This is a genomic window from Confluentibacter citreus, from assembly GCF_002807055.1.
Classification (GTDB): Bacteria; Bacteroidota; Bacteroidia; order Flavobacteriales; family Flavobacteriaceae; genus Confluentibacter; species Confluentibacter citreus.
The window spans coordinates 1-668 of sequence record NZ_NIXN01000040.1 but is presented as its reverse complement, the minus strand read 5'-3'; the positions used below and the strand labels follow the sequence as shown (position 1 = coordinate 668).

Here is a 668-nt window from a genome sequence, read left to right as displayed (position 1 = left end):
AACTTTGTGTTAACTAAAACTAGCAATTTTTTATACACGGTGTTGTGCATAGTTTTTTTTATTTATTATTCAGTTTTTCAAATGTTTTAAATGACTGTATTATAATCGACATATTTTTCTTTAAATCTTCTGTTTGTGAAGCAGATACAGTTAGATTATAAAAAACACCTTCAGTCTCGCTGTCCAGAATAAAGCTAATAACTTCCGTATCTCCAGGTTTAATTGAGTCCGATATTGTGTGCAAGAAATAAGATTTTTCATTAAAAATCTCCGTTTCTCCAGATTCCAATAATTTTCTATTCCACGAGTTGTTTTTTACTATATCTAGACAATAGTCAAATTCAGATTTTAGGTCTTTATTTTCTCCGAAACTTTTAATTTTTTGAATAGATATTAAGTCAATATATCCATTTTGGTCAGGTTTTGAGCTTGCGTCAATTCCTAATATGATATTTTCATTGTCGTAATCCTCAGCTTTCCAATCCCAGTTTTTTGGAATAAGAATTGAGAAATCATTACTCGGATGAGTGATTTTTTGATTTGCGAATTTTACAGGATAATTCGCATATTGTTCCAAAGTGTTTTCCTTATTTGAACAAGAAATAATTAAAATAAAAACTATAAATTTTCCTATAAATTTCATTCTCTCAAATTATGCACAACGTGTT

Annotated in this window: 1 protein-coding gene; it reads right to left on the bottom strand. The window is 28.3% G+C overall.

Annotation, left to right across the window (positions count from 1 at the left end; all coding sequences use genetic code 11):
• Positions 1 to 58: 58 nt before the first annotated feature.
• Complete coding sequence (locus CDH49_RS15550; RefSeq protein ID WP_100616443.1) at positions 59 to 643, bottom strand: hypothetical protein; 585 nt, start codon at positions 641 to 643, stop codon at positions 59 to 61.
• Positions 644 to 668: the final 25 nt, after the last annotated feature.

Bases quoted from the DNA above. Each gene is read 5' to 3' on its own strand.
- CDH49_RS15550 (WP_100616443.1), bottom strand. From the start codon at position 643: ATGAAATTTATAGGAAAATTTATAGTTTTTATTTTAATTATTTCTTGT.